This window comes from Mesorhizobium sp. B2-3-6, from assembly GCF_006442305.1.
Lineage (GTDB): Bacteria > Pseudomonadota > Alphaproteobacteria > Rhizobiales > Rhizobiaceae > Mesorhizobium.
The window spans coordinates 20,041-41,142 of record NZ_VFVW01000016.1; the positions used below are offsets into that span (position 1 = coordinate 20,041).

General features: G+C 64.2%; 18 protein-coding genes. 9 read left to right on the forward strand and 9 right to left on the reverse strand.

The genetic code is table 11. The features are described 5' to 3' along the window. Window positions 1-143 precede the first annotated feature (143 nt). A complete protein-coding gene (locus FJ953_RS29605; protein WP_140525592.1) occupies window positions 144-551 on the reverse strand; it encodes a DUF2000 family protein in 408 nt (135 codons plus the stop codon). A 49-nt stretch (window positions 552-600) separates the two neighbouring features. Here FJ953_RS29605 and FJ953_RS29610 point away from each other — a divergent pair, with 49 nt between their 5' ends. Beyond that, complete coding sequence (locus FJ953_RS29610; protein ID WP_140525593.1) at window positions 601-1,470, forward strand: AraC family transcriptional regulator; 870 nt, start codon at window positions 601-603, stop codon at window positions 1,468-1,470. Window positions 1,471-1,486: 16 nt separating this feature from the next. Here the strand turns inward: FJ953_RS29610 and FJ953_RS29615 are convergent, their stop codons facing one another. Continuing rightward, a complete protein-coding gene (locus FJ953_RS29615) occupies window positions 1,487-1,957 on the reverse strand; it encodes a MarR family transcriptional regulator (RefSeq protein WP_140525594.1) in 471 nt (156 codons plus the stop codon). Between the two features lie 414 nt (window positions 1,958-2,371). On the opposite strand from FJ953_RS29615, the gene FJ953_RS29620 reads away from it, so the two are divergent. From FJ953_RS29620 to FJ953_RS29640, 5 genes are all read left to right on the forward strand, one after another. Beyond that, complete coding sequence (locus tag FJ953_RS29620) at window positions 2,372-3,457, forward strand: GTP-binding protein (protein ID WP_140625635.1); 1,086 nt, start codon at window positions 2,372-2,374, stop codon at window positions 3,455-3,457. 128 nt (window positions 3,458-3,585) lie between these two features. Beyond that, window positions 3,586-4,560, forward strand: coding sequence for a WD40 repeat domain-containing protein (locus FJ953_RS29625; RefSeq protein ID WP_140525596.1), 975 nt, complete (start codon window positions 3,586-3,588; stop codon window positions 4,558-4,560). 98 nt (window positions 4,561-4,658) lie between these two features. After that, complete coding sequence (locus FJ953_RS29630) at window positions 4,659-6,032, forward strand: aspartate aminotransferase family protein (protein ID WP_140558757.1); 1,374 nt, start codon at window positions 4,659-4,661, stop codon at window positions 6,030-6,032. Window positions 6,033-6,079: 47 nt separating this feature from the next. Further along, complete coding sequence (locus FJ953_RS29635; RefSeq protein ID WP_140525625.1) at window positions 6,080-7,465, forward strand: glutamine synthetase family protein; 1,386 nt, start codon at window positions 6,080-6,082, stop codon at window positions 7,463-7,465. Continuing rightward, a complete protein-coding gene (locus FJ953_RS29640) occupies window positions 7,462-8,199 on the forward strand; it encodes a UdgX family uracil-DNA binding protein (RefSeq protein ID WP_224647248.1) in 738 nt (245 codons plus the stop codon). Before FJ953_RS29635 ends, FJ953_RS29640 begins: the two co-directional genes overlap by 4 nt. Before the next feature lie 9 nt (window positions 8,200-8,208). Here the strand turns inward: FJ953_RS29640 and FJ953_RS29645 are convergent, their stop codons facing one another. The 4 genes from FJ953_RS29645 to FJ953_RS29660 form a co-directional block, all read right to left on the reverse strand. Continuing rightward, the gene (locus FJ953_RS29645; protein WP_140525599.1) at window positions 8,209-9,474 is read right to left on the reverse strand and encodes a glycerate kinase; all 1,266 of its coding nucleotides are present in this window, start codon (window positions 9,472-9,474) and stop codon (window positions 8,209-8,211) included. Between the two features lie 184 nt (window positions 9,475-9,658). Further along, window positions 9,659-10,165, reverse strand: a complete 507-nt coding sequence (locus FJ953_RS29650) for a heme-degrading domain-containing protein (RefSeq protein WP_140580611.1) — start codon at window positions 10,163-10,165, stop codon at window positions 9,659-9,661. Window positions 10,166-10,254: 89 nt separating this feature from the next. Beyond that, window positions 10,255-11,568, reverse strand: coding sequence for a guanine deaminase (gene guaD, locus FJ953_RS29655; RefSeq protein WP_140525601.1), 1,314 nt, complete (start codon window positions 11,566-11,568; stop codon window positions 10,255-10,257). Window positions 11,569-11,570: 2 nt separating this feature from the next. Beyond that, window positions 11,571-12,788 carry a urate hydroxylase PuuD gene (locus tag FJ953_RS29660; RefSeq protein WP_140501161.1) on the reverse strand — a complete coding sequence of 406 codons (1,218 nt, stop codon included), beginning with the start codon at window positions 12,786-12,788 and terminating at the stop codon, window positions 11,571-11,573. A 138-nt stretch (window positions 12,789-12,926) separates the two neighbouring features. Here FJ953_RS29660 and FJ953_RS29665 point away from each other — a divergent pair, with 138 nt between their 5' ends. The 3 genes from FJ953_RS29665 to FJ953_RS29675 all read left to right on the forward strand — a co-directional run bounded on the left by FJ953_RS29665 (window position 12,927) and on the right by FJ953_RS29675 (window position 16,192). Continuing rightward, the gene (locus FJ953_RS29665) at window positions 12,927-13,847 is read left to right on the forward strand and encodes a LysR family transcriptional regulator (RefSeq protein ID WP_140558761.1); all 921 of its coding nucleotides are present in this window, start codon (window positions 12,927-12,929) and stop codon (window positions 13,845-13,847) included. Window positions 13,848-13,955: 108 nt separating this feature from the next. Continuing rightward, the gene (locus FJ953_RS29670) at window positions 13,956-14,939 is read left to right on the forward strand and encodes an LLM class flavin-dependent oxidoreductase (RefSeq protein ID WP_140558762.1); all 984 of its coding nucleotides are present in this window, start codon (window positions 13,956-13,958) and stop codon (window positions 14,937-14,939) included. Next, window positions 14,936-16,192 (forward strand): LLM class flavin-dependent oxidoreductase, encoded by a 1,257-nt coding sequence (locus FJ953_RS29675; protein WP_140625636.1) that lies wholly within the window; start codon window positions 14,936-14,938, stop codon window positions 16,190-16,192. The genes FJ953_RS29670 and FJ953_RS29675 overlap by 4 nt, the downstream gene beginning before the upstream one ends. 13 nt (window positions 16,193-16,205) lie before the next feature. On the opposite strand, the gene xdhC is transcribed toward FJ953_RS29675, so the two are convergent. From xdhC to xdhA, 3 genes are all read right to left on the reverse strand, one after another. Then, window positions 16,206-17,213 (reverse strand): xanthine dehydrogenase accessory protein XdhC, encoded by a 1,008-nt coding sequence (gene xdhC / locus FJ953_RS29680; RefSeq protein WP_140625637.1) that lies wholly within the window; start codon window positions 17,211-17,213, stop codon window positions 16,206-16,208. A gap of 62 nt (window positions 17,214-17,275) precedes the next feature. Then, a complete protein-coding gene (gene xdhB, locus FJ953_RS29685) occupies window positions 17,276-19,621 on the reverse strand; it encodes a xanthine dehydrogenase molybdopterin binding subunit (protein WP_140567895.1) in 2,346 nt (781 codons plus the stop codon). Then, window positions 19,621-21,102, reverse strand: coding sequence for a xanthine dehydrogenase small subunit (xdhA, locus tag FJ953_RS29690; protein ID WP_140625638.1), 1,482 nt, complete (start codon window positions 21,100-21,102; stop codon window positions 19,621-19,623). The genes xdhB and xdhA overlap by 1 nt, the downstream gene beginning before the upstream one ends.

Below are 21,102 nucleotides of genomic sequence, written 5' to 3' on the forward strand. Positions count from 1 at the left end.
TTCTGAAGATGTTTGGGGAGCACTCACTTGCAGGCCGGATGGAAAGCTGGGCTGAGGCCCACCTTTTGCGGCAATTGCGGGCGTGCGGCAAGCCAAAAGCGGCTGGCACAACAAGACGCGCCGACAGGCTCAGGCCGGCGCCGTCAGGGATGCATGCGAGCGCCCTTGGTGATCTTGTCGACCGTCTTCTTGTCGGCGCGCAATCCAATGCCGACCACCTTGGCGTCTTCCGGCGCGAATTCGGCGAAGACGGCGCGGTTGGCGGCGTCGAACCCGGTCGAGAACATCTCCTCGACATAGAGCGAGCTCGTTACTCCGCGCTCCAGGGCGCGGCTGTGGATCGCGCCGAGTGTCACCTGGTCGGCGGACAGCACGATGACGGGCTGGATCGACAGCGGATTGTAGACATTGCCGGCGCGGTCACGATAGGGCTCGCCGATGATATCGGGGAACTGCGCGACGACGCCGCTGGTCAGGAATGCGGTGACGTTGAGTTTTTGCCAGACCGGCAGATCATCCCTGAGCACGATTGCAAATTTCGTATCGAACATGAGACAGTGACCATTCGTGGTTATGCCCCTTTCAAGGCGAAAGGAAGCGATGTCGCTCGATCTAGGCAGCCAGGCGTTCCAGGGTCTTGGACGTTTGTGCGCGGAGGCTGCGGAAAACTGCATCATTCCCGCCCGCGACCCCGCCGGCATGGAGCGCATCGAGGCGCGATTCCACGGTAGCGCCTTCGACCTGCATCGCCACGACACCTATGCGATCGGAGTGACGCTGCAAGGCGTGCAGAGCTTTCGCTATCGCGGTGCGGTGCGGCATAGCCTGCCTGGCCAGATCATCGTCCTGCATCCCGACGAACTGCATGATGGCGGCGCGGGAACCGAGGACGGGCTGCGCTACCGGATCCTCTATCTGGAACCGTCGCTGATGCTGGACTGCCTCGGCGGCGCATCGTTGCCTTTCGTCAGGCAAGCCGTGGTGGCGGACGAACGCCTGCGCGCGACCTTGCTTTCGGCGCTGGGTCCACTGGAGGAGGAACTCGACGAGTTGTTCGTCGCCGACTTCCTGGCGCAACTTATGCAAGGGCTCGCCCGCCATGCCGGCCAGCCGGCGAGAGCGGTGCCGGGAACGGCCTGGCGGGCGGCCGCTCTGGCGCGCGACTATCTCACGGAAAACTCTGCCCGGCCCGTGCGATCCGACGAGTTGGAGGCGGTTACCGGGTTCGACCGCTATGCCTTGTCCAGGCATTTCCGCGCCGCTTTCTCCACCAGCCCGCATCGTTTCCTTTTGATGCGCCGGCTTCAGCGCGCGCGGCGCATGATCGCCGCCGGCGAGCCGCTGGCACAGATCGCGGCCGAAGCCGGTTTCAGCGACCAAAGCCACTTCAACAGGCAATTCAAGAAGGCATTCGGCATGACGCCGGGACGCTGGTCTTCGCTGATCCGTGGGTCCGCCGCGGTGGCCTGATCACCGCAACCGGCGGTCAGTCGTCCGACTCGGCGTCGTCGTCGATCAAGGCCAGGTCTTCGTTCGAAAGATTGGCCTCGATGCGGGCAAGAAATTTGAACAGTGCCTTCTGGTCCTTCTTGTCGAGGCCCTTCAGCGCCTGCTTTTCGGTCTTCTTCACCGACTTTTCGATGGCGCGGATGGTCTCGCGACCGGTGTCGGTGAGAAAGATATGCGCCTGGCGGGCATCGGCGTCGGAGGCGCGCTTTTGCAGAAAACCCTGTGCCTGCAGCCGATTGATGGTCTTGGTGATGGTGGGCGGGCGCACGCCGAGCCGGCCAGCCAGATTGCCCGGGGTCTGGCCGTCCTCGCGGTCGAGCGCCAGCATGATCTGGTCCTGGCCGGCATAGAAGCCATGCGCCAGCAGCCGTGCCGCAAGCGCTGTTCTTGCCAGCCTTGCCGCCGAATGCAGCCGGCTCATTGTCGCAGTCTTGTCCGCCTTGGCCATGGTCATCCCTCTTCGGCCATACCGGTGCGGGCAGCATAGACGCAGCCGGCCGGTTGGCAATCGACGATCAAAAAAGATTCCGGCGCCTGAAACAGCTTTGCCGGCAAGCATTGCGGTACCCGCCGTGGCTAATGCCAGATGATTATTTCAGTTAGATGACAAACGACTTTTCGCGAAAGCGATTGCGGTGGATCGGCCGGCCGTGGTCGTCCACAGGCTCTTTTTGCGCACCGATACCGCATGGCCTGCAGGGCGCCGCCAGCCGCCTAGTTCGACGAGACGCTGACCTAGGGATTGGACCGCAGCCATTCGCGGTTTACCTCGTGCAAAAGCCCGCCGCGCATCCTATATGGAGCCGACAATCCCTTTCGAGGCCGCCGAAATCTTTCAAGGCCCATCCATTCGAGGCAAGCCATGAGCGACGCACAGACGCAGATCCCCGTAACCGTTCTGACCGGCTATCTCGGCGCCGGCAAGACGACGCTGCTCAACCGCATCCTGTCGGAAAACCACGGCAGGCGCTACGCCGTCATCGTCAACGAATTCGGCGAGATCGGCATCGACAACGACCTGATCGTGGAGTCCGACGAGGAAATCTACGAGATGAACAATGGCTGCGTTTGCTGCACGGTGCGCGGCGACCTGATCCGCGTCGTTGAGGGCCTGATGCGCCGGCCCGGCCGCTTCGACGCCATCGTGGTGGAGACCACGGGTCTCGCCGATCCGGTGCCGGTGGCGCAGACCTTCTTCATGGACGACGACGTGCGCTCCAAGACGAAGCTCGACGCCGTGGTGGCGCTGGTCGACGCCAAGCACCTGCCGCTCAGGCTGAAGGATTCCAAGGAAGCCGAGGACCAGATCGCCTTCGCCGACGTCGTCGTGCTCAACAAGACCGACCTCGTCACACCAGAAGAACTGGCCAAGGTGGAAGCGACGATCCGCGCCATCAACCCGGCCGCAAGGATCCATCGCACCACCCGCGCCGGCGTGGCGCTGTCGGAAGTGCTCGACCGCGGCGCCTTCGACCTGTCCAGGGCGCTGGAGAACGACCCGCATTTCCTCGAGGCGCATGACGACCACCATGGTCATGATCATGATCATGATCATGACCACGACCACGATCATCACCACCACGATCATGACGGGCACGATCATGACCACGATGGACACGACCATCACGCGCACCCATCCGACATCCATGACGTGACGGTGCAGTCGGTTTCGCTGCGGGGAGGCGAGATGGATCCGAAGAAATTCTTCCCCTGGATCGAGAAGGTCACCCAGATGGAGGGGCCGAACATCCTGCGCCTGAAAGGCATCATCGCCTTGAAGGGCGACGACGAGCGCTACGTCATCCAGGGCGTGCACATGATCATCGAGGGCGACCACCAGCGCGCCTGGAAAGACGGCGAGAAGCATGAGAGCCGGCTGGTGTTCATCGGTCGCGAACTGGACCCCGAACGGCTGAGGAAGAGCTTCGAGGCCTGCCAGGCCGCTTGATTTCCGGACTTTATGGCGGTAGCGCTGCCCGCTCTTCCTTCTCCCCTTGCGGGAGAGGGTGGGGCCGCGCCTGGCGCGCTGGCGGCTCCCGAGACGACCAGCAACAATCTGGAATGGACCTGTCCTACATGCCGACCGTCGCCCCGCTTGATCTCGAAGGCCATTGCCTTGCCGCCGCCTTCCTCCGCGACGTGCCGCATTTCGCGCTGGCCGACGGCACCGTCCATCGGCTCGACAATGGCCACAAGACGGTGCAGGCCAATGACGGGCTGCTCGCGGCCTTCCACGATGCCGCCAATGACCGGCTGCTCACCGGCGGCGAAGACGGCAAGGTGTTTGCGGTGAAAGCGGGCGGCGAGGCCAAGGAATTGGCGAGCGCGGGCAAGAAGTGGGTCACCAGCGTCGCCGCTGGCCCGCAAGGCGCCATCGCCTACGCTACAGGCAAGACCGCCTATGTGCGCTTTGCCGACGGCCACACAAAAGAGTTCGCCCATCCGCGTTCGGTCGAGGGGCTGGCATTTTCGCCCAAGGGCATGCGCTTCGGCGTCGCGCGCTACAATGGCGCGACGCTGCATTTCCCGGCCGCCGAGGGCAAGCCGGTGGAGCTCGAATGGGCCGGCGCCCATACCGGCATCACCTTCTCGCCGGATGGCGCCTTCCTGGTCACCACCATGCAGGAAAACGCGTTGCACGGCTGGAAGCTGGCGGACGGCAAGCACATGCGCATGAGCGGCTATCCCGCCAAGGTCAAAAGCCTGTCATGGAGCGTGAAAGGCAAGTGGCTGGCGAGTTCCGGCGCGCCGGCGGCGATCGTCTGGCCGTTTTCAGGCAAGGACGGGCCAATGGGCAAGGCGCCGCTGGAACTCGGTACGCGCGGCAATGCGATGGTGACCTCAGTCGCCTGCCATCCGAGCCAGGATGTCGTCGCCATCGGCTATGAGGACGGCATGGTGATGGCGGTGCGTTTTTCCGACGCCAAGGAAGTGCTGTTGCGTCGCCCCGGCAAGGGCGCCATCACCTCGATGATGTGGGACAGGGAAGAACGCCGCATCGCCTTCGGCAGTGCCGCCGGCGACTGCGGCGTTATCGACATCACGGGTTAGGGGAGTAGGGGAGTAGGGCAATATGGGAGCGGGTTTAGAGCATCCGGGCCGTTGAGCGCCTACCCCACTACTCCACTACTGCGCCAGAGAGGGGTTTCATGCACAGCGCCCACACGTCCATTGGCGGCGTCAGCCGCGACCGCATTGCCGCATTGCGGGATACCGAAGGCGCCAGCTTCCGCAAGGCGCGGCCGAAATCGCAGGCCAAGGCCGGCAACGGCCTGCCCGGCTTCTTCGGTGGCGTGCCGATGCACTGGATGAACGACTGGCCGACGCCGTTTCCGATCCTGGTCGAGAGCGCCAAAGGCGCTACGATCACCGACATCGACGGCAACAGGCTCGACGATTTCTGCCTCGGCGACACCGGATCGATGTTCGGCCATTCGCCGCCGGCGATAGCGCGCGCCATCCGCCGGCAGGCCGGACGCGGCCTGACATACATGCTGCCTTCGGAAGATGCGCTCGCCATTGGACCGCTGCTGCAACAGCGCTTCGGCCTGCCGTTCTGGCAGATCGCCACGACGGCGACCGATGCCAACCGCTTCGCGCTGCGCGTTGCCCGCGCCGTCACCGGGCGAGAAAAGATATTGGTTTTCAACGGCTGTTATCACGGCTCTGTCGACGAGACGATGGTGCGGCTGATCGACGGCAAGCCGGCCAACCGGCCCGGATTGGCCGGAGAATTCCGCGACCTGACCCGCACGGCCAAGGTCATCGAGTTCAACGACGTTGCCGCGCTGGAGGCAGCGCTCAGGGACAAGGATGTCGCCTGCGTCATCGCCGAACCGGTGCTGACCAATTCCTGCATGGTGCTGGCCGATCCCGGTTTCCACGAGGCGCTGCGAAAGCTGACCCGCGCGGCCGGCACGCTGCTTCTGATCGACGAGACGCATACGATCTCGACCGGACCGGGCGGCTATTCCGCGAAATACGGGCTGGAGCCGGACCTGTTCGTGCTAGGCAAGCCGATCGCCGGTGGTGTACCGGCAAGCGTATGGGGCATGAGCGAAGAGGTCGCCTCGCGCTACGCCGACTACAACAGGACGAAAGAGCCGGGTTATTCCGGCATGGGCACGACGCTCTCGGCCAATCCTCTGCAGTTTGCCGCGATGCGCGCCGCGCTCGAAGAAGTGATGACGGCCGAGAACTACGACCGCATGGATCATCTGGCGCGGCGGCTCGATGCCGGGCTGACCACGGTCATCGACCGCTACCGCCTGCCATGGCATGTCGCCCGCGTCGGCGCCCGCGTCGAATTCATCTGCGCGCCGGGCCCGCTGCGCAATGGGGCGGAGGCGGAGGCCGCGCACGCGCCGGAACTCGAAGCCGCCATCCATGTCGCGCTGGTCAATCGCGGCGTGCTTATCGCGCCCTTCCACAATATGATGCTGATCTCTCCGGCGACCACTGGCGCCCAGGTCAACCGGCTGATCACCGCCTTCGGCGCAGTTGCGGCGGAGCTTGCGGCATGAGACAAGCCACCCAACAGACAGGCGCGCAAGCCAGGCCGGGCTCCATCATGACTTCACCTTCGGGCTCGACGCCCACCGAGGCGCAGGCCTTTCTCGACGCCCATCCTGAGATCGAAGCCTTCGATATCGTGCTGACCGATGCCAACGGCGTCGGCCGTGGCAAGATCGTGCGCCGGCACGAGCTGAAAGCCATCTTCGAAGGCGGCCGGCACATGCCGATCTCGATCCTCGGCCTCGACATCACCGGCGAGGACGTGCACGAGACCGGGCTGATCTGGACCACCGGCGACGGCGATCTGCGCGCCTGGCCGATTCCTGGCACGCTGGTGCCGCTCCACGGGACCAACCCGCCGCGCGGCCAGGTGCTGATGGCGATGTATCATCTCGACGGCGCGCCGATGTCATCGGACCCGCGGCTGGCGCTGGCAAGGCAGGTCGACATATTGGCGTCCAAGGGGCTGTACCCGGCCGGCGCCTTCGAGCTCGAATTTTTTCTCCTCGCCAATGAGCGCGACAGCGACGGCAAGGTGCAGCCGGCGCACGCCGTGCTGGATGGCCGCGTCTCGGGCAAGACCGAGGTCTACTCGGTCGACCATCTGCACGGCATGGAGCCGCTGTTTACCGACATCTATGCCGCGGCCAAGGCACAGGGCATTCCGGCCGAGACCGTGATTTCCGAATATGCGCCCGGCCAGTACGAATTGACGCTGAACTACCGCAAGGATGTGATGCGGGCGGCCGACGACCTCGTCATGCTGAAACGGCTGGTTCGGGCGCAGGCGCGCCGCCATGGCGTCACCGCTTGCTTCATGGCCAAACCGATCGAGAAATATGCCGGCTCCGGCATGCATTTCCACGTCTCGCTGCAGGACAAGGCTAGCCGAAACGTTTTTTCGGAGGCCGGTGGCGAGAGTTGGTCGCTGCCACTGCTGCGCGGGCTGGGCGGCCTGATCCAGACCATGGCGGAATCGATGCTGGTGTTTGCGCCGCACGCCAATTCCTGGCGGCGCTTCGTCTCCCAATCCTATGCACCGGTGGCGCCGACCTGGGGCGTCAACAACCGGTCGGTGGCGCTGCGCGTGCCGGCGGGCGACGCCAGGAACCGGCGCATCGAGCATCGGCCGTCGGGCGTCGACGCCAACCCCTATCTGATCGCGGCAACCGTGCTTGCCGGCATCGTCAAAGGGCTCGACGAAGGCCTCGACCCCGGCCCCGAGACGACCGGAAACGGCTATGAGGCGGCGGTGACGCGCACGACCATGCCGGTCGACTGGCGCGCGGCGATCGAGGGGGCCAGAGCGTCCAGCTTCCTCAAAGGCGCGCTTGGCGAAGACCTGCACCGCACCTTCGTGGCGATCAAGCAGTCCGAATACCTGCGCGTGGCGCGCACGGTCAGCGAGCTGGACTATCACCTCTATCTGCACGAGGTCTGAGCCCTCGGAGGAACCATCGCCCTTCCCGTCCATTTCAGTGTCAGAACCGACAGGACAGGATGATGGCGACCACAGGCCAAACGCATGAAGCGAAGAGGCCGGCCAGGCGCATTTCCGGGCCGTCCGACGAGCCACTGCCAGATGTCACCTCGATCTCGGAGCTGCGTGAGGTAGCGAAGGCTTGCCACCGCTGCCCGCTGTGGCGCGATGCGACGCAGACCGTGTTCGGCGAAGGGCCTGACGGCGCCAAGGTGATTTTCGTCGGCGAGCAGCCCGGCGATCAGGAAGATCTCGCCGGCGCTCCCTTCGTTGGCCCGGCCGGCAGGGTGTTCGACGCCATACTGGACGACGCCGGGGTCGACCGCCAGAAAGTCTACGTCACCAATGCGGTCAAGCACTTCAAGTTCGAGCCGCGCGGCAAGCGTCGCATTCATTCCAAGCCGAACGCCGGCGAGATTCAGGCGTGCCGCTGGTGGCTCGACCAGGAATTCGGACTGATCAAACCGAACCTTGCCGTGGCGCTTGGCGCAACGGCGGCATTGTCGCTGCTCGGCAAGGCGGTTCCGGTGACGAAGATGCGCGGCCAGGCGATCGAGCGGGAAGATGGCATGCGTGTGTTCATCACCATCCATCCATCCTTCATCCTGCGCATCCGTGACCGTGCGGACAAGGAGGCCGAGCGAGAACGGTTCCTTGACGACATGAAGCAGGTGAAGCGGCTGATGGCTGCCTGATCCAAACGATTAGCGAATCAGGATGGCCCTGAGATCGTTGACATTGGTGCCGGTCGGACCGGGCACGAACAGATCGCCGACCGCGTTGAAAGCCGTCCAGGCATTGTTGCCTGCCAGCATCGCCTTGGCGTCGATGCCGGCCGCGCGCATGCGCGCGACCGTGGAACCATCGGCGAAGGCGCCGGCATTGTCCTCCGAGCCGTCGATGCCGTCGGTGTCGGCGGCCAGGGCGTGAATGCCCTTCACATCATTGATGCCGATGGCGAAGGCGAGCAGGAATTCGGAGTTGCGGCCGCCTTTCCCCTTGGCACGCAGCGTCACCGTGGTCTCGCCGCCGGACAGGATCAGCACCGGCTTTGAGAAAGGCCGATTGCGTGTCGCTACTTCGCGCGCGATGGCCGCGTGAACCCCGCCCACCTCGCGGGCTTCGCCTTCGATGGCATCCGAGAGAATGACAGCTTCCATGCCCTGTCGGCTCGCTTCCGCTGCGGCTGCTTCGAGCGACACGCCGGCGGAGGCGATCAGATGCACCTCGTTGCGCGAAAAGCGCTCATCCCCGGGAATTGGTGCATCGGCGGCCGGTGAATTGATATGCGCCATGACCGAGGCCGGCAGGTTCATGCCGTAGGCTGATATCGACGCCAGCGCATCCGCCCGGCTGCCGGTGTCGGGAACGGTCGGGCCGGATGCGACCAGCGCCGGATTGTCACCGGGAATATCGGAGACAACCAGCGACACCATTTTGGCCGGCCAGGCGGCGGCGGCCAGCCGGCCTCCCTTGATGGTGGAAAGATGCTTGCGGATGGTGTTCATCGCCGCGATCGGCGCGCCCGACGCCAGCAGCGCCTCGTTGACGGCGATCTCGTCGGCCAATGTCAGGCCGGTTGCCGGTGACGGCAGCAGCGCCGAACCGCCGCCGGAAATCAGCGCCACCACCAGATCGTCGGCGGTCAGCCCTTGCACCTTCCCGAGCAGCCGCCGCGAAGCCTCGAGCCCGGCGGCGTCCGGCACCGGATGCGCCGCCTCGATGATCTCAATGCGCTCACATTTCGCGTCATAGCCGTAGCGGGTGACGACCAGTCCTTCGAGCGGGCCGTCCCATGCTTTCTCGAAGGCCGCCGCCATCTGCGCCGAGCCTTTGCCGGCGCCGATCACGATGGTGCGGCCCTTGGGCCTGACCGGCAAATGATAGCGGATGGTCTTTTCCGGATCGGCGGCGGCGACGGCGGCGTTGAAGATGGAGGTGAGGAAGGATTTGGGATCGAGAATGGTCATATCCGGCAGCCAGCAGCGTTTCGCGCATTCTTGCAGAGCTGACGTTGCGCCTCACCCCGACCCTCTCCCCGTGAAGAACGGGCATAGGGGGATAGCCAGCGGTGGAGCGTTTCACTTCCACCCGCAGCAGCTACAGCGCAGCTGCTGCGAAGGACGGGCAGGCGGATGAGGGGCGGCGCCGATGTCACGATTTTTCTTCCGGCGGCAATACCAGTTCGCGCTTGTCGAGGCCCAAATGATTACACAGCGCATCGACCACCACGCCGTGATCCTCGCGCTCCGGCAACCCGGAGACGGCGATGACGCCGATGACCCCGACACCCTTGACCGTGACGGGAAAGCCGCCGCCGGCCAGCACGTAGTCAGCAATATCCAGGCCCTCGCCGATCTTGAAAGTGCGGTCGGGGCGCTGCTGTTCCAGCACCATGCGGTAAGTGCTTTTCAGGAACCGCTTGACGACGTTGATCTTGCGCCGCGCCCAGTCGGGATTGGAAGCGTTCGAGCCCGGCATGGCGGCGTAGAACAGCGGCCGGTCGAAGGTCCTGATGTCGACTATGACCGGGAGATTCTCGGTGAGCGCCCTGTCGCGGATCGCGGACCCGACACTGAACGCGACTGCCTCGTCGAAGGCGGGAAAGACAAGGACTTCCTCCTGTCTCTTGATCAGAGCGATGTCTTCGGCAACGGCCATGTCGTTCCCCTCTCAACGTCGCCGCACGCTTTGACGGATGGTTGCCGCTGGGTCAAGCCCGGGTCAAGCAAGGAACGCGCCGTCACGTTCTAAATTGCCAAATCGGTTTTTGCCGGCCGACCCGCCACATAGACCTCGCGCACGGCGCGATCATCGCCCAGCGTCTGCAAGAGAAAGAGTTCCTGCGCCAGCGTCTCGACGGTCTCCATCCTGAGCCGCATCGACGACGTCGCCCTGGCGTCCAGCACGACGATATCGGCATCGGTGCCTTCCTCCAGCGTGCCGATCCTTTGCGCCACCGACAGCGCCTCGGCGTTGCCGCGCGTGACCTGCCAGAAGGACTGGAACGGGTTCAGCTTCTCGCCGTTCAGCGCGATCACCTTGTAGCCCTCGTCCATGGTGCGCAGCATGGAATAGTTGGTGCCGCCACCGACATCGGTGGCGGCGGCGATGCGGAGGGCTTTATCGCGGGTGCGGTAGCGCTGATAATCGAACAGGCCGGAGCCGAGGAAAAGGTTCGAGGTCGGGCAGAACACGGCTACGGAGCCGCTGTCCGAAAGCGCGTCCGCTTCCCGCTCCGACAGATGGATGCAATGGCCGAGCAGGCTCTTTCTACCCAACAGCCCGTAATGCTCATAGACGTCGGTGTAATCGCGCGACCACGGATAAAGCTCCTGCGTGAAGGCGATCTCGGCATGGTTTTCCGACAGATGCGTCTGGATGTGCAGGTCGGGGTATTCGCGGCATAGCGCGCCGGCCATCTCCATCTGCTCCGGCGACGAGGTGATCGCGAAGCGAGGGGTGATGGCATAAAGCTGCCGGCCCTTGCCGTGCCACTCCTTGATCAGCGCCTTGCTGTCGTCATAGCCCGATTGCGGCGTGTCGAGCACGCCATCGGGCGCGTTGCGGTCCATCATCACCTTGCCGGCGATGTTGAGCATGTTGCGGTCATGCGACTCGGCGAAGAAAGCTTCTGCGGAGGCCTTGTGCACGGAACAGTAGGCGGCAACCGTCGTGGTGCCGTGGCGCACCATCTCGTCGAGGAATAGCCGCGCGACGCGCCGGCCATGCTGCGCATTGGCGAACTTCGTCTCCTCCGGGAAAGTGTAGGCGTTCAGCCAATCGAGCAGTTCCGCGCCGTAGGAGGCGATGATCTGCATCTGCGGGAAATGCACATGGGCATCGATGAAGCCCGGAAGCAGCAGATGCGGCCGGTGATCAATCCTTCTCGTTGTCTCGCCTGCCTTCCTTTCAACATCGACGTAAGCGCCCGCAGCGACGATCCCGCCGTCGTGGATCAGCAGGCCGCCATCCTCCTCGTAGCGCCAGGCGGAATGATCATCGATGCTTTCAGGCCAGCGCACGAAGGACAGCGTGCGGCCACGCAGAAGTGTCGATGTCATGCTTATTTCCCCGCGCCTTCGAACCAGGCCACCAGCAGCGCCCGCTCCTTGTCGGTGATCTGGCTGACATTGGCGGGCGGCATGGCATGGCTGCGGCCGGCCTGCAGATAGATCTCGCGGGCATGCTCGGCGATGCCGGCGTCTGTATCCAGCATCACGCCCTTGGGCGCATGGTAGATGCCCTCGTAGACCGGCTCCTGTGAATGGCACATCGAGCAGCGGCCGAGCACGGTGTCGCGCACGGCCGGGAAATGGGCCGAAGCGATATAGACTTGCGCCGAGGCGGACGCCTTCGGTTCGCCGGTCAACACCTTCGGCACGGTGGACAACCAGACGATGATGAGGAACAGGACAAGGGCGCCCAGCCAGGTCCAGTGCGGGTTGCCGGCGCGCTTGTGCACGGTGTTGAAGTAGTGGCGGATCAACACGCCGATGATGAACACCAGGGAGGCGATGATCCAGTTGAACTCAGTGCCGAACGCCAGCGGGTAATGGTTCGACAGCATCAGAAACAGCACCGGCAGCGTCAGGTAATTGTTGTGGAGCGAGCGCTGCTTGGCGATCTTGCCGTATTTCGGATCCGGCTTGCGGCCGGCGATGAGGTCGGCAACGACGATCTTCTGGTTGGGGATGATGACCATGAAGACATTGGCCGACATGATCGTGGCGGTGATGGCGCCCAGATGCAGGAAAGCGGCGCGGCCGGTGAACAGATGGGTCAGTCCCCAGGCGATGAACACCAGCACGCAGTAGAGCACCAGCATCAGGCCTGTATCGCTTTTGCCCAGCGGCGAACGGCAGAGCAGGTCATAAACCACCCAGCCGACGCCGATCGTCGCCATCGACAGGACGATCCCGACCGGCACAGACATCGGCAGCACGTTGGGATCGATCAGGAACAGGTCGGCCCCGGCATAGTAGACCACGCACAGCATGGCGAAGCCGGACAGCCAGGTGGCGTAGGATTCCCATTTGAACCAGGTGAGGTGTTCCGGCATCTCGGCCGGCGCGACCAGGTATTTCTGGATGTGATAGAAGCCGCCGCCATGCACCTGCCACTCCTCGCCGAAGGCGCCGACAGGCATGCCCGGTCGCTGGCGCAAACCGAGATCAAGCGCGACGAAATAGAAGGACGAGCCGATCCAGGCGATGCCGGTGATGACGTGCAGCCAGCGCACGGCAAAGCTCAGCCAGTCCCAGAAAATAGCGAAATCCATCATTGAAGTCGTCCCTGCCGATGAAGCGACTTTACGGTGTGGCGCGCAAACGGAAAGAGGCGAGGTGTGCGATGACTTTCAAAAAAAATTGGAAAATACTAGGTTGCTCGCACACAGCTTGATTGAAAGCCCCTGAACCGCATGGCCTATCTCGACAACATCGCCGTCTTCGTCCGCGTGGTCGAGCTCGGCAATCTGTCGGCGGCCGGGCGCGACATGCGCATTTCGCCGGCGGTTGCTTCCAACCGAATCAAGGAGCTGGAGAAGCACCTTGGTGTGCGGCTGTTCAACCGCACGACACGACAATTGATGCCGACCGAGCATGGCACGGTGTTCTACACCGGCGCCAAGCAGGTGCTGGAAGCGATCACCGAGGCGGAGGCCGCGGTTTCGGCCCTTTCCGGTCAGCCGCGCGGCACCATCCGCGTGACCGCGCCGCTCGGCCTCGGCCGCCGCCTGGTCGCCTCGGGTATTCCCGATTTCCACGACAAATATCCTGATATCGAAGTGCGGCTGAGGCTCTCGGATCACAATGTCGATATCATGAAAGAGGGCATCGACGTCGCCTTCCGACTCGGTATCATCGAAGATTCCAGCCTCAGGATGCGCGGCATCATGGAATGCGAGCGGGTGCTGGTGGCGGCACCCAAATATCTGGAGGCGCGCGGAGAGCCGGCCGAGCCGCAGGAACTGATCAGCAGGAAGCACGATTGCCTGATGCTGCGCTATTCCGGCGCGCGCGAATATGTCTGGACCTTGCAGACGCCGAACGGACCGCAGAAATTCGAGGTGCACGGGCCCTATGATACGGACGATGGCGACGTGCTGACCGGCTGGGCGCTGTCGGGGCGCGGCATCATCAACAAGCCGCGCTTCGAGGTCGAGCCGTTCATCCGCGACCGGCGGCTGAGGATCATCCTGGCCGGCACGCCGCCGACGCCGGTGCAGTTCGCCGCCGTCTATCCGCACAAGAAGCTGCAGGACCCGAAGGTGCGCCTGCTGCTGGATTTCATGGCCGAGCGCTGCCAGCGGCTGATCAAGGACATACTGGTCGGCAAGTGAGCGGCTCCTGGCCCAGTCGCAAGGGTTGCCTTGCGCGAAGGCGAACTTAGGTTCGCGGATGCCGCCTCATGGCCGATGGGCTTTGCGCCGACTGACGAGCTAGCCACAATGCATCTCACCGTTTCGCTCAACATTGCCTCCACGGCCGGGCAGGCCGGCGCGCTCACCTTCAGCGACTTGGCCGGCTTCGCGCAGCGGGCGGAAGCGGCCGGGCTGGACATGATTGTTCTCGACGATGCGCCGCCGGGCAGGGCCGGGTCGGGCAACCCGTTCGAAGCGACGACCCTGCTTGCCGCACTGGCGACCGTGACGAGCAGGATCGGGCTGGTCGCCACCGCGTCGATGGTTGCCCACCAGCCCTACAATCTGGCGCGCCGGTTCGCCTCGCTCGATATCATCAGCCACGGTCGCGCCGGATGGAACGCAACGATGGCGCAGGCGCCGAGCGAGGCGGCCAATTTCAGCCGGCCGGATGGATTTTCCAGCGACGAGTTTCGCCGCCGCTCCGAGGAATACATCGGCATCGTCCAGGGCTTGTGGAATGGCTGGGAGGCGGACGCGCTGTTGTTCGACAAAGACAGCGGCCGCTTTCACGATCCCGGAAAAATGCACCAACTCGACCACAAGGGCGAATTCTTCGCCGTGCGCGGACCGCTGAACGTGGCGCGCTCGCCGCAGGATACGCCGGTTCTGGTCCTGTCCGGCCTGGCGGCAGGCGACCTCGACATTGCCGCGCGCACAGCCGATGTCATCCTGCTGGACGAAAGGCAGGCAGCGCGGCGCAGGGCACGCCATGACGAATTCAGGCGCCGCGTTTCCGCGTCCGGGCGCGAACCGGATGCCGTGAGAATATTGGCTGACATATCCCTCGCCGCCAACGGCGTCGCCGGGCTGGCCGACAGGATGGAGGAAGAATTCCGGGCGAACAATTGCGACGGATTCAACATCCGGCTGTCCGCGCACATTTCAGCGCTCGACGATTTCACCAATCGCGTTCTGCCGGAGCTGCGGCGGCGCGGCGTGATTCGACAGAGCCATGGGGGCACAACGCTGCGCTCGCATCTGGGACTCAGCGGCGGAGGCGACCGATGACCGCGCGCCAGATGAAGCTCGGCGTCTTTCTGTGGGCGACGGGCCACCATATCGCCGCCTGGCGGCATCCCCAGGCCCATGTGAAGGCCGGGATCGACATCGATCATTACGTCGCGCTGGCGCGCACGGCGGAAGCGGCGAAATTCGACCTGTTGTTCTGCGAGGATGCGGCCGGCCTGCGCGAAGCCGATGTCAGCATCGCCAGCCAGACCTCGCGTTCGATCGGCTTCGAGCCGATCAGCCTGCTTTCCGCACTCGCTGTCCAGACCAGCCGCATCGGCCTCGTCTCCACGGCTTCGACCAGCTACAACGAGCCTTACGGGCTGGCACGAACCTTCCTTTCGCTCGACCAGCTGAGCGGCGGGCGCGCCGGCTGGAACCTGGTCACGTCGGCCAGCCCGATCGAGGCCGCCAACTTCGGCGCAACGGGTCTCAGACCCCACGCCGATCGTTATGAACGGGCACGAGAATTCGCCGAAGTCGTCACCAGGCTTTGGCACGGCAAGCTCGGCGCCTCCGGCCATGACGGCCAGAGCTTTTCGGTGTGCGATCCACTCGATTTGCCGCGTTCGCCGCAGGGCGCCCCGGTCATGGTTCAGGCCGGCGCCTCGGATGTCGGCCGCGATCTCGCCGCTCGCACCGCCGATGTGGTGTTCACCGCCGCGCAGACTTTCGCGGAAGCGAAGGCTTTCTACGACGATCTCAAGGGCCGTCTGGCGGCCTATGGACGCGAACCGGACGACATCAAGATCATGCCCGGCGTCGCCCCGGTGGTGGCGGAAACCGAAGCGGAAGCGCGGGCGAAATACGAGGAGCTGCAGGAGCTGATCCCCGATGACGTCGGCGTAGCGCTGCTGTCCAGCTATCTCAGCATCTCCGATCTTCGGCGCTATCCGCTCGACGGGCCGCTGCCCGAATTGCCGGAGAGCGAAGGCATGAAAAGCCGGCAGGCCCTGGTCATCGAGCAATCGCGCCGCGACGGCCTTTCCATCCGCCAGCTTGCCCGCCATTTCGCCGGCGCACGCGGCCATTGGCGCATCGTCGGGACCACGGTGCAGATCGCAGACGAACTCCAGGCCCGGTTCGAGGGCGGTGCGGCGGACGGCTTCAACGTCATGCCGTCATATTTCCCCGGCGAACTCGATGCCTTCGCCACCCTAGTTGTGCCGGAGCTGCAGCGGCGCGGCCTGTTTCGCAGGGAGTATGAGGGCCGCACACTGCGCGATCATCTGGGCTTGAAGCAACCGGTATAGCCGCGACGTGACCTTACCCGGCCAACGTCCTATCATGCGGCATCTGACGTCCGGCATTTGACGCGGCGCCGTGATTGACCAGCGCCGTCATGATCTCGGCGGCCGCTAGCGCGGCAATGACGGATGGGCGCTTGTCTTTCACGGCGTCACCGCCAATTGGGGAAACGAGGCGGGCAAACTGCGCTTCCGTACCCTCCGCCGATTTCAGCAACCAGTTCCTGAACGTCGCTTTCTTGGTCTTCGAGCCGATCATGCCGACATAGGCGGTGTCGCCACGCTTCAGGGCTTCGGCGACAATCAGGAAGTCCAGCGCATGATCATGGGTGAGGATGGCGAAGGCGCTGCCTGCAGGCGCGTTGCGCACCTCGGCTTCAGGCATCGGGGTCAGCCGCGTCTCGACGGCTTCCGGCATTCCGTCTAGCGCGTCGGCCCGTGTTTCGATGACAACGGCACGCACAGGGAGAAGCGCTACCGCGGAGGCCAGCGCCTGCCCGACGTGGCCGCCGCCGAAGATGTAGACATAAGGCAGTTCAGCCTGCTCGATTTCCGCGGCCGAAATCAGCTCCTGCGCCAACGTCGCATCGACGAGGCGGATCGACACCTCGACGCGCCCGCCGCAGCATTGGCCGATCTCCGGACCGAGCGCCACGTCGAGGATCACGTGGGCGTCGGGGCGGGTCTCTTCACCCTCCCCCTTCTGGATAGGGTTGGACGACGTCGTCGTCGAGGGATCTGTGAACGCCGCTCCCCCGCCCCGTTTCGCTGACGCCGCTTCGCGGCGTCCGCTCGCCGACCCTCCCCGCAAGGAGGAGGGTAAAGAGCCCAGCATCTGCCGTGCCTTGTCGATGGCCATATATTCCAGTTGGCCGCCGCCGATCGTGCCCGATGTCGCTGCTTGCGAGACGAGCATGAAGGCGCCCTTCTCGCGCGGCGTCGAGCCCTTCGTCGCCGCGACCTCGACGAGCGCGACCCGGCCGGTTTGGCCAAGAAAGGCTTTCAGGCTTTGCACAGTCGTGTTCATTTTTTACATTCCCTGTCGGGAAATATAGGCCTTTTCGGCCTGTTTTGCACGTTTTGCCGGAGTCAGGTCTTCGCCTCTTTCTTCAGCCGCTCGATCGCCATCAGCACGCGTTCCGGTGTCGCAGGCGCATCGAGACGTGGACAGATCCTGTGGTCGGCGACGCTTGCCACCGCGTCGGACAGGGCATGCAGCACCGACATGCCGAGCGGGAAGGGCGGCTCGCCGACCGCCTTGGAGCGATGGATCGTCGGCTCACCGGCCTCCGGCCAATCGGCCAGTGTCACGTTGAAGATCTTAGGCCGGTCCGACGCCAGCGGGATCTTATAGGTCGAGGGCGCATGCGTGCGCAGCCGGCCCTTGTCATCCCACCACAGTTCCTCGGTCGTCAGCCAGCCCATGCCCTGGATAAAGCCGCCCTCGACCTGGCCGAGGTCGATGGCGCGGTTCAGCGAGCGGCCCGTCTCGTGCAGGATGTCGGTGCGTTCGACCATGTATTCGCCGGTCAGCGTGTCGACCGAGACTTCCGAGCAGGAGGCGCCATAGGCGAAATAATAGAAAGGACGGCCCTCGCCCTTGTCGCGGTCCCAGTGGATCTTCGGCGTCTTGTAAAAGCCGGCCGCCGAAAGCTGGATGCGGGCCATATAGGCCTGCTTGACGAGGTCGGCGAAAGGTATCTCCTGGTTGCCGATTCGCACCCTGTTGGGCAGGAACAGCACCTGGTCGCGTGGCACCTGGTATTTCTCGGCGGCGAAATCGGTCAGCCGGTCCTTGATCTGGCGGGCGCCGTTCTGCGCCGCCATTCCATTGAGGTCGGTGCCGGACGACGCGGCGGTGGCCGAGGTGTTCGGCACCTTGCCGGTGGTCGTCGCGGTGATCTTCACCTGGTCGAGATCGATCTGGAACTCTTGCGCCACCACTTGCGCCACCTTGACGTTGAGGCCCTGCCCCATCTCGGTGCCGCCATGGTTCAGATGCACCGAACCGTCGGTGTAGACATGCACCAGCGCGCCGGCCTGATTGTAATGCGTGGCGGTAAACGAGATGCCGAATTTGACCGGCGTCAGCGCCAAGCCCCGCTTGATGAAGCGGCTGTTGTTGTTGAAGGCCGAGATCTCGCGCCGGCGCCTTGCATAGCTGGCGCTTTCTTCCAGTTCCCCAACGATGCGGTGGATGATGTTGTCCTCGACCACCTGATGGTAGGGCGTGACGTTGCGGTCGGCGGTGCCGTAGAAATTCCGCTTGCGGATCTCGAGCGGGTCCTTGCCGACGGCGAACGCCACCTCGTCGATGATACGCTCGGCGCCGACCATGCCTTGAGGGCCGCCGAAGCCGCGAAAGGCGGTGTTCGAGACCGTGTTGGTGTAGAGCGGCGCCGACTGTGCATGCACAGCCGGCCAGAAATAGGTGTTGTCGCAGTGGAACAGCGCGCGGTCGGTGACCGGCCCGGAAAGGTCCGCAGAAAAGCCGCAGCGCGCCGCGAACATGAAGTCGACGCCGAGAATATTGCCCTCATCGTCGAAGCCGGCCTCGTAGTCGATGAGGAAATCGTGCCGCTTGCCGGTGGCGATCATGTCGTCATCGCGATCGGGCCGGATTTTCACTGCCCGATGATGCTTCTTGGCGGCGATCGCGGCCAGCGCTGCAAACTGGTTGCCCTGCGTTTCCTTGCCGCCGAAGCCGCCCCCCATGCGACGCATTTCCACGGTAATGGCGTTGCTCGGCACGCCGAGTGCATGACCAACCATGTGCTGGACTTCGCTCGGATGCTGGGTCGAGGAATAGATAGTGACATCCTGATCCTCGCCCGGAACCGCCATCGCGATATGGCCTTCGAGGTAGAAATGCTCCTGGCCGCCGACGCGCATTTTTCCTTTCAGCCGGCGGGGGGCCTGACGGATCGCAGCAGCCGCGTCGCCGCGCTTCAGCGTCAGAGGCGGCGTGACGAGTTTGTCCCTGGTCGGATCGAGCGCGCCGATGTCGGTGACGAAAGGCAATTCCTCGTATTCGACCCTTGCCAGCCTGGTGGCGCGCCGCGCCTGCTCGCGCGTCTCGGCAATCACGCAAAAGATCGGCTGGCCGAAAAACTGTACCTCGCCGTCGGCGAGTACCGGCTCGTCATGGCGCCCGGTCGGCGAAATGTCGTTCTCGCCCGGCACATCCTTTGCCGTGAGCACGTCGATCACGCCGGGGGCGGCGCGCGCCGCCGACAGGTCCATTTTGGCGATGGTGGCATGCGTGGCCGTGGCCAAACCGAGGCAGCCATGCAGCGTGCCCGCCGGTTCGGGCATATCATCGATGTAAACGGCGCTGCCGCTGACATGCTTGTGCGCGGAATCATGGCGCTGGTCTGTGGCGACGCCGCCGACGATCTTTTCGGCCTTTAAATTGGCGCTGGCGTGCTTGTTCATCATGCCGCCTCGTTGCGCGACACCTGGAACGGTGCCCTGGTGCCGGTGGTTTCGACAAAGAAACGCAGCAACAAGTTTTTCGCCGCCAAAGCCCGATATTCAGCGCTTGCCCGCATGTCGGTGAGCGGCGTGAAATCCGTTGGGTATTCGGTCATCGCCGCCTCGACTGTTTCTTCGGTCCAGGGTTTGCCGAGCAGAGCTTTCTCGACCGCCGCAGCCCGCTTCGGCGTCGCCGCCATGCCGCCATAGGCGATGCGGATATCGGCCACGGTGCCGTCCCTGGCCAAGGTCAGAAAAAACGCGCCGAGGGCGGCGGTGATATCCTCGTCGCGGCGCTTGGTGATCTTGTAGACGCCGAACTTCGTTTCGTTTGCCGGAACCGGCACATGCACGGCCTCGACGAACTCGCCGGCCTGCCGGTCCTGCTTGCCATAGGCGATGAAGAAATCCTCGAGCGGGATCGTGCGCCGCTTGCTTCCACGGCGCAGCGTCAGCCGCGCGCCGAGCGCGATGAATGGCGGCGGTGTGTCGCCGATCGGCGAGCCATTGGCGATGTTGCCGCCGATCGTGCCCATGTTGCGCACCTGTTCGCCGCCGATGCGATCGAACAATGGCCCGAGCGCCGGGATGCGTTTCGACAGCATCGCGAAGGCATCGGAATAGGTGACGCCGGCGCCGATCGAGATCACGTCCTTGTCCTCGGCAATGGCGCACAGCCCGTCGAGATTGCCGATGAAGATGACAGGCGAAATATCGCGCATGTGCTTGGTCACCCAGAGACCGACATCGGTCGAGCCGGCGACGATGGTGGCGCCCGGTTCCTTGTCGAGCACGGCGGCGAAATCGTCAACGTCAGCCGGCACGACGAGCCGCGCCTTCCCGGCGCCGATCTCGATCCGTGCGCCGTCGGCCATCGCCTCGAGTCTGGCCATGATCGACTGACGCTCCAGCGCCAGCGGATCCTTCTGTGCTTTGCCGTAGCTGGAGATGGCGCGAGCCGCGCGCATGATCGCCTCATAGCCGGTGCAGCGGCAGAGATTGCCCTGCAAGGCCTTTTCGATGGCCGCGTCCGACGGTTCCGGTGATTTCATCCACAAGCCGTAAAGCGACATGACGAAGCCTGGCGTGCAGAAGCCGCATTGCGAACCGTGGAAATCCACCATCGCCTGCTGCACCGGGTGCAACTGGCCCGGCGTTCCACGGAGATGCTCGACCGTCACGACATGGGTGCCGTCCAACGAACCCAGGAAGCGGATGCAGGCGTTGACACTTTCATAGACCAGTTCGCCGGCGGAAAGCCTGCCGACCAGTACGGTACAGGCGCCGCAATCGCCTTCTGCGCAGCCTTCCTTGGTGCCGCGCAGCGATCGGTCGAGCCGCAGCCAGTCGAGCAAGGTCGCGTCAGGCGCCACGGATGACAGCACGACATCCCTGCCGTTGAGGATAAAACGAATATCGTTACGGATCTTGACCTCGGCCAC